The 7,386-nt window shown below is 59.5% G+C and carries 8 protein-coding genes; 4 read left to right on the forward strand and 4 right to left on the reverse strand.

Translation table 11 applies throughout. The features are described 5' to 3' along the window. A partial coding sequence (locus tag AAAB16_RS05455) for an AMP-binding protein (RefSeq protein ID WP_340662429.1) occupies nt 1-1,180 on the reverse strand: 1,180 nt, incomplete at its 3' end. Nucleotides 1,181-1,473: 293 nt separating this feature from the next. Between AAAB16_RS05455 and AAAB16_RS05460 the strand changes: the two genes are divergently transcribed. After that, nucleotides 1,474-2,340, forward strand: a complete 867-nt coding sequence (locus tag AAAB16_RS05460) for a DUF2242 domain-containing protein (RefSeq protein WP_340662425.1) — start codon at nt 1,474-1,476, stop codon at nt 2,338-2,340. Between the two features lie 75 nt (nt 2,341-2,415). On the opposite strand, the gene sixA is transcribed toward AAAB16_RS05460, so the two are convergent. From sixA to AAAB16_RS05475, 3 genes are read right to left on the reverse strand one after another with little or no spacing between them, the layout of a single operon-like run. Further along, the gene (gene sixA / locus AAAB16_RS05465) at nt 2,416-2,874 is read right to left on the reverse strand and encodes a phosphohistidine phosphatase SixA (protein ID WP_340662426.1); all 459 of its coding nucleotides are present in this window, start codon (nt 2,872-2,874) and stop codon (nt 2,416-2,418) included. Beyond that, nucleotides 2,874-3,212, reverse strand: a complete 339-nt coding sequence (locus AAAB16_RS05470; RefSeq protein ID WP_110614111.1) for a DUF4389 domain-containing protein — start codon at nt 3,210-3,212, stop codon at nt 2,874-2,876. The genes sixA and AAAB16_RS05470 overlap by 1 nt, the downstream gene beginning before the upstream one ends. 13 nt (nt 3,213-3,225) lie before the next feature. Next, nucleotides 3,226-4,248, reverse strand: a complete 1,023-nt coding sequence (locus AAAB16_RS05475; protein WP_340662427.1) for an NAD(P)H-dependent glycerol-3-phosphate dehydrogenase — start codon at nt 4,246-4,248, stop codon at nt 3,226-3,228. Nucleotides 4,249-4,495: 247 nt separating this feature from the next. Here AAAB16_RS05475 and AAAB16_RS05480 point away from each other — a divergent pair, with 247 nt between their 5' ends. The 3 genes from AAAB16_RS05480 to AAAB16_RS05490 all read left to right on the forward strand — a co-directional run. After that, on the forward strand, nt 4,496-6,427 hold the full coding sequence (locus AAAB16_RS05480; RefSeq protein ID WP_340662428.1) for an ATP-binding protein: 1,932 nt from the start codon (nt 4,496-4,498) through the stop codon (nt 6,425-6,427). 324 nt (nt 6,428-6,751) lie between these two features. Beyond that, entirely contained in the window at nt 6,752-7,267 is a 516-nt protein-coding gene (gene fabA / locus AAAB16_RS05485; RefSeq protein WP_110614114.1) for a 3-hydroxyacyl-[acyl-carrier-protein] dehydratase FabA, read from the forward strand. Nucleotides 7,268-7,278: 11 nt separating this feature from the next. Then, nucleotides 7,279-7,386, forward strand: a 108-nt coding sequence (locus AAAB16_RS05490) for a beta-ketoacyl synthase N-terminal-like domain-containing protein (RefSeq protein ID WP_340662430.1), incomplete at its 3' end; no start/stop codon positions are given.

The raw sequence follows: 7,386 nt of genomic DNA on the forward strand, positions 1-7,386 counted from the left end.
GGCGCAGGTAGTGCTCGGCGTCTTGCTCACCTTTGTCGCCGGTGCGCAGAAAGCCGTCTTCGGTGATGGTTTCGGCGGTGCGTTCGGGGTCTTTGTAATAACCCTGCATGGTCGCCGGGCTGCGCACTTGCACTTCGCCAAGTTCGCTGATGCGTACTTCAACGCCGGGGCTGGCCTGGCCGATCCAACCTGGACGATTTTTACCTTTGCGGCAGATATGCGAATAGCCGCAGTTTTCGGTCATGCCGTAAACCTCAAGCACATCCAGGCCCAGGCGCTGGTACCACTTAAGCAGCGTTTCCGGCACTGGCGCGGCGCCGGAAAGTGCGTAGCGCACGGCGTCCAGGCCTAAACCGGCAAGCACTTTGTGGCCGACACGTTTGCCGATAAAAGGAATTTTCAGCAGAAAGTCCAAACGCTCAGCGGGCATTTTGCTGTAAACGCCCATCTGGAATTTGGTCCAGATACGCGGCACACCAAAAATCAACGTAGGCCTGGCACGGCGCAGGTCGACTAAAAAGGTGTCGAGGCTTTCGGCAAAGAACACTGTCTCGCCGGCATACAGCGAGTTCAGCTCCACAAACATACGCTCAGCCACATGGCACAGCGGCAAATAAGACAGCAGGCGATCATCCTCGGTGGCCTGAAACAGTTCGGTGCCATGGCCAGCAGCAAAGGCGAAGTTGCCGAAGTTATGCATCACCCCTTTTGGGGTGCCGGTGGTGCCGGAGGTATAGACGATGGTGGCGAGTTGATCGTGGGCACCAATCGGGTTGTCGCGAATTGGCGTGCTGGCCTGCAGCTCGCTCCACTGCACGTCAAAACTGCCTTCAGGGTGCAACGGCAAAGCGATGGTGCGAATGCCCTGGGGAATGCCTGGGGCCATGGTTGCCCAATCATCGAGCTTGCCGACAAACACCAGCGCAGCCTCAGAGTGGCTCAGTACCTGGCGCACCGATTCGGCCGTGAGGTTGGGGTACAGCGGCACCGACACATGGCCGGCCATCCAGATCGCCAGATCGGTGATGATCCAGTGCGCGCAGTTTTTCGAAACCAACGCGATGCGGCTGCCCTGCGGCAACTCTTGGGCACGCAACCAGTTGGCGGCACGACGGGCCTGATCGCCGACGTCCGACCAACTGAGTTCCAGTATCTGCCCGCCGGGCAACGGCTGGACCATGTAGCGTTTGTTCGGGTGGCGCGCTTCGCGCTGGAAGAAAATCTCTAAGGGCAACGTTGCAGCATTAGTCACAGGGCCTCCTCCTAATTATTTTTGTGGGGAAACAACCAAGCACTTGCTTGGTTTGACTATTCCACGCAGAGCCTGCAACGCGCAAGAGGAGAAATGTTTAGAACTGTAGCCGCCGGGTTAACCCGCACGCTAGGTCATAAAACGCCGTCATAGATGCAGCGTCCCCTCCGAGAGTTTTCTGAGGCACAATACGCGACGCATTTTTTTAGCTCGGACCCTTCATGTCTAAAGCATTTCCTCTGCAGTGCGCCATCGTGGCGCTGGTGCTGGCAGGCGCTGCCGGCTGTACGTCGAACAATACCGCGGTCTACGAGCACGAAGCGTTCGCCGACTCGGGCACGTTCTCGCGCAACTACGGCGCCACCGACGCGCAATCTTGCGAAGCCGCGCGCCGTGCCTTGCTCAGCCAGGGTTACATCATCACCAGCAGCGACCCCAAGCAGGTCAGCGGCCATAAAAGCTTCCAACAGAGCGACGGTGATCACCTGGAAATCACCTTTAACGTGGTGTGCACCGACGCCGGCACGGTCGACCACCACTCCACGATGTTCGCCAATGCCCTGCAGGACCGCTATGCGCTGAAAAAGCTGAACAACTCAGCGAGCCTTGGTGTGGGGGTGTTGGGTTCGGTGTCGATGCCGATTGGCTCCACCGATGACTCGCTGGTGAAAGTGGCCAGCGAAACCGTATCGTCGGCCAAGTTTTACGAACGCTTTTTTGGCCTGGTGGAATTGTTTCTGCCGCCGCCGGTAAAAACTGCCGAACCGGCAAAAGCGCCAGCGAGCGAACCGGACCTCGGCATTCCAGAACCGCAAGCCCTGGCGCCGGCCACCGCGCCGGCGATTCAGGAAGTGGTAACACCCGTCATCGAACCTGCCGCAGCACCGGCAATAGCGCCCGTAACCGAGCCGGCGGTAGTGCCGATGGCGACCGAGTTGCCGATCAGCGCACCGCCGCCCGTGCAAGCTGAGCCAACGCCAGACGCCGCCACCTTGCAAGCGGCGCCGCCAGTGGTGGAACAGCCAATAACGGAAACGCCGGCAGAGGTGGTTGCGCCAAGCCAGGAAGCCGAGCCGCCAGCGCAATAACCGTGCGCTGTGCGCACCATGGGATATGGGCTTGATCGCGGTGGTGCGCATAGCACACCCTACGGGCCCGCCTGGCTAGTGCGGGTGCACCAACGCCAGTAGGTTCATTAACCCCGCCGCCGCAAAATCCCCTTCCAGCTCGACCAGGCTCGCGGTGCGCAGTGGCACGGGTTGCTGGCGATGGCCGTGAATCAGCAGCCCGGCCAGCTCCCCCAGAAACGGGTTGTGGCTGACCAAGAGAATCTCCCCTTCTTCGCGTTCATCCAGGTAGCTCAGCGCTTCCCGTGGGTCGCTCTCGGGTGTTGCCCAGGGCGCGGTGCCGACCGCTGCGCGAAAGCCAATGGCCTTGCGCACCAATTCAGCGCTCTGCTGGGCGCGCAAGTACGGGCTGGCAAGGATCGCCGCGATTGGCCGTCCTTCCAACTGCACTGCGCTGCGCAGCACCTCTTCGCGCCCATGGGGAGTCAGCGGCCGTTCAGCATCGGTGGGCGCCTCGGGAAAGGCCTCACCATGGCGCAATAACCACAAACGCATCAGAGCTTGGGCTCTTCGTCGCGCACTGGGTGCGGCGCCGGGGGAATGCTATGGGCGACCTCACCATCTGGCGCCCGCGGCGTTGGCCAATCGGCAAACGGCCAGGGTTTTTCGTCAGTATTAAAGGTGCCGAAGCGGCCGATTTGCGCCAGGTATTGGCTAAGGCTGTCGCCAAAGCTCAGCAAGCTGGCGTTTGGCGCGGTGTAGAACAGGCGATAGCCCAGTTGCAGCAGCACGACAAAACCCAAAATGGTTGCCGCCACTTGCCAGCACAGGGTGAACACCAGCATCCAGACGATGCGCAGGCCAATGGACTCGCGCTCGAAGTTATCGCTCATAGCACTCTCCCTTCTAGAAACCGGTGGTGGAAATAAAGTCGACGTCAGTTTTCGGCTCGGCCAGCATCAGCCGCTCAATCACCTGGGCCAAGGTACGCCCTTCAAAGAGGATGGCGTGCAGGCCAGTTACCAACGGCATATAGGTTTGCAGTTGTTCAGACTTCACCTTAAGCACTTTGAGCGTATTAACGCCCTCGGCCACCTCACCTAAACGTGTTACAGCATCTTCCAGGCTCAAGCCTTCACCCAAGGCATAACCCACTTGGAAGTTGCGGCTTTTAGGCGAAGAACAGGTAACGATCAGATCGCCCACACCGGCCAGACCAAGGAAGGTCATCGGGTTGGCGCCGAGCTTTACGGCGAAACGGGTCATTTCCGCCAACGCGCGGGTGATCAGCATGCTTTTGGTGTTCTCACCCATTTCCAGCGCAGCGGCCATACCGGCAATGATGGCGTAGACGTTTTTAAGCGCGCCGCCCAGTTCCACGCCGAAGCGGTCGTTACTGGCATAAACGCGAAACGTGCGGCCGTGCAGCGCCGCTTGCACACGCTGGCAGAGTTCATCGTCTTCACTGGCGACCACCGTGGCGGTCAGCTCATGGGCGGCGATTTCTTTAGCCAGGTTGGGCCCGGACAACACGCCAATGCGCGCCTTCGGGGCGATTTCTTCAATGATCTGGCTCATCAGCTTGAAGGTTTGCGCTTCAATGCCCTTGGTCAGGCTAACCAGCAATTTGCCGGCAAGGACGTCGGCGAACGGCTGCAACACCGTGCGCAAGGCACTGGACGGCAAGGCGACGAAGATCAGTTCACAGGCAGCAAGGGTGGCGGCCAGATCGGTCACGGCATCCACATTGGGGTGAATTTTTACGCCCTTGAGGTAACGCGGGTTTTCCCGGTTGGTGCGGATCGCTTCGGCCTGTTCGGGGTCGCGCATCCATTGCCGCACCGGGTTGCCGTTCTCGGCCACAAGGTTGGCAATAGCGGTGCCGAAGCTGCCGCCGCCGAGAACTGCAATAGGTTGCTGTGCTGTCATAACCAATCCGTAGTGAGCCATTTGGGCATGGCGGGCTGGCCGCATTATTACGGAGCCACCGCGCTGCGGCCAGTGTTGCGCGCTACGCTTTGCCAGGTGTTAAACAAAAACCGGCGCGGTTGGACAAAAGCCGCAGCGCCAGGTGCCGTTTGAACAGGTAGACTGGCCCGCTTTAAATAACGTCCCGCAGCACCAGGCATAAACAAGGTTGTTTTATGCGTTGGCCGCGAAGGAGAGCACAGAGCCCATGAACCTGCGCCGAGGATGGGACATTCATACCCGCACACAGCTGATCAGCGTAGGCCCGGCCCTGCTGCTGACCTTGCTGCTGACCGGTTTTTTTACCTTTGTGCGTCTGCAAGACCTGCGACAAGAGCTCAATCACACCGGCCAACTGATCGCTAACCAGCTGGCGCCGGCCACCGAATACGGGGTGATTGCCGGCAATATCCAAGTGCTTAACACCCTGCTCAAAGCCACCCTCGATACGCCCCATGTGCGTTTTATCGAAGTGCGCGACCGCCAGGACAATATCCTCGCCTACGAAGAACAAGCCACGGCGCAGGACAAGAGCGCCGCCCAGGTGGAAATTTTCCACGCACCAATCCATCTGCAACGCCTGGCCCTGAAAAAAGACCTGCCCTACTCCGCTGGCAATGGCGGCAACCACCTGGACAACGACTACCTCGGCCGCGTGGTGGTGGGCATGTCCAACGACGCCTTTAACAGCCAGCAACAAGCGATTCTGCTCAAGGCCACGGTGCTCGCGTTGTTTGCCCTGCTGCTGACCTTTTTCGTTGCGCGGCGCCTGGCCCTGCGCCTGTCACAGCCGATCAGCACCATGGCCGATGCGGTAAAAGCCATTCAGGCCGGCAACTACCGCACCGCGCTGCCCGAGGTGGATGACAACGAACTCGGCGGCCTTGCCCGGCATATCAACAACCTCGCCAGCGGCCTGGAAAAAGCCAGCCTTGAGCAGCAACAGAGCATCGCTCAGTTGGTTAAGGCGCGGGAAGAATCGGAGCAGGCCAACCGCGCCAAGTCTGACTTCCTGGCGATGATGAGCCACGAATTGCGCACGCCCATGAACGGTGTACTGGGCATGTTGCAGTTGCTCGAAACCACGGAAATGACCGATGAACAGGCCGAATATTCGGCGCTGGCCACCGAATCGACTGAACACTTGCTGAAAGTGATCAACGACATCCTCGACTTCTCGCGCATCGAACGCGGCGCCCTGGAGCTGGAGCGCATCACCTTTAATCTGCTGGAGCTGATCCAAAGCTCGGCCCAGGTGTTTCAGCACAGCGCCCATCAGCGTGGCCTGGCGCTGCAGCTGGACACCCAGCCGGGGCTGGAACAGTTGGTGGTCAAAGGCGACCCCACACGTATTCGACAAATTCTGGTCAACCTGCTGGGCAACGCGTTGAAGTTCACCGAGGAAGGCAATATCCGCATCGAAACCCGCTGGCAGGCGCTGGACAACGAAGTGCTGTGGTTTAGCTGCGCGGTGCATGACAGCGGCATCGGTATTTCCCCGGAACGGCTGGAGCATATGTTTGATGCCTTCCAGCAGGCCGACAATTCCATTTCGCGCCGCTACGGCGGTACCGGCCTGGGCTTGCCGATTGCGCGCACCTTGGCGGAGCGTATGGGCGGCACCTTGAATGCCGAAAGTCAGGAAGGCCGCGGCTCCATCTTCACCCTGGAAATTCCGCTGCCCTTTGCCCGGCAGACCGAACTGGCGGCCGAGCACAGCGTGGATGAGGCCAGCTCTGGCAAAGGCCATAAGGTGCTGTTGGTGGAAGACAACCCGGTCAACCAGACAGTGATAGAAGCCATGCTGCGCAGCCTGGGTTACCAGGTCAGCCTGGTTGGCGATGGCGCCCAGGCGCTGAGCAGCGTGGCGCGCAATGAATATGCCGCAGTGTTGATGGACTGCCGCCTGCCGGTGATGGATGGCTACGAAGCCACCCGCCAGATCCGCTGCTTGCCGAACAAAACGGCGTTACCGATTATTGCCCTGACCGCCAACGCCCTGCAGGGTGACCGCGAAGCTTGCCTGCAAGCCGGCATGAACGACTACCTGGCCAAACCCTTTAAACGCGCTGACCTGCAACGCATTCTGCAGGCCTGGGTGGCACCCCGACCTTTGGCGAGTAGTCACAGCGCGAACTGAAAAGGGAACATGCCAAGCTGTCATAAAGTCGTAATAGGGTTACAAACTGAATGGTCCCGGGCAAAAGCCAGCAGGCGCCGAGAGTGTTAGAGTGCGTCAGCAGTGCCGTGGTAGCTGGCCCGGTTGAGGTTTTACCGGTGAATGGAACGCTGGGTGTACATGTGTACTCAGAGTCTGTGACTTTCATTTCAACGCAACAGTCTATGACTACGCTGGTGGGTAGAAGTCCTTACATACCCATGTAATCGGAACGTGCTTAAGCACCGCGCACCAGCCTAGATGATTCGCTTAGCCCTGCCGCACGGGGATTATTGAGGAGCTCGCATGTCCAAACAGAACGCTTACACTCGGGAAGACCTGCTGCGCTGCAGTCGTGGCGAGCTATTCGGCCCAGGTAATGCGCAACTGCCCGCCCCCAACATGCTGATGGTCGATCGCATCACGCATATCAGCGACACCGGCGGTAAATACGGCAAAGGCGAGTTAGTCGCCGAACTCGATATCAACCCGGACCTGTGGTTTTTTGCCTGCCACTTTGAAGGCGACCCGGTGATGCCAGGCTGCCTGGGCCTGGATGCCATGTGGCAGTTGGTGGGTTTCTACCTTGGCTGGCAAGGCAACCCCGGCCGCGGCCGTGCCCTGGGTTCGGGCGAAGTGAAATTCTTCGGTCAAGTACTGCCGACCGCCAAGAAAATCACCTACAACATTCACATCAAACGCACCATCAACCGCTCCCTGGTGTTGGCAATTGCCGACGGCACCGTGAGCGTTGATGGCCGCGAGATCTACAGCGCCGAAGGTTTGCGTGTCGGCCTGTTCACTTCCACTGACAATTTCTAAGGGTTATCCGCATGCGTCGCGTCGTGATCACCGGTCTGGGCATCGTTTCGTGCCTGGGCAATGATAAAGACACCGTCTCCGCCAACCTGCGTGCTGGCCGTGCCGGTATCCGCCACAAC

The sequence above is a fragment of the Pseudomonas sp. genome, from assembly GCF_037994325.1.
In the GTDB taxonomy this organism is placed as follows: domain Bacteria; phylum Pseudomonadota; class Gammaproteobacteria; order Pseudomonadales; family Pseudomonadaceae; genus Aquipseudomonas.

What these genes read in the sequence shown, in the direction of transcription:
- AAAB16_RS05460 (WP_340662425.1), top strand. Translation starts at nt 1,474, where the DNA reads ATGTCTAAAGCATTTCCTCTGCAGTGCGCCATCGTGGCGCTGGTGCTG.
- sixA (WP_340662426.1), bottom strand. Translation starts at nt 2,874, where the DNA reads ATGCGTTTGTGGTTATTGCGCCATGGTGAGGCCTTTCCCGAGGCGCCC.
- AAAB16_RS05470 (WP_110614111.1), bottom strand. Translation starts at nt 3,212, where the DNA reads ATGAGCGATAACTTCGAGCGCGAGTCCATTGGCCTGCGCATCGTCTGG.
- AAAB16_RS05475 (WP_340662427.1), bottom strand. Translation starts at nt 4,248, where the DNA reads ATGACAGCACAGCAACCTATTGCAGTTCTCGGCGGCGGCAGCTTCGGC.
- AAAB16_RS05480 (WP_340662428.1), top strand. Translation starts at nt 4,496, where the DNA reads ATGAACCTGCGCCGAGGATGGGACATTCATACCCGCACACAGCTGATC.
- fabA (WP_110614114.1), top strand. Translation starts at nt 6,752, where the DNA reads ATGTCCAAACAGAACGCTTACACTCGGGAAGACCTGCTGCGCTGCAGT.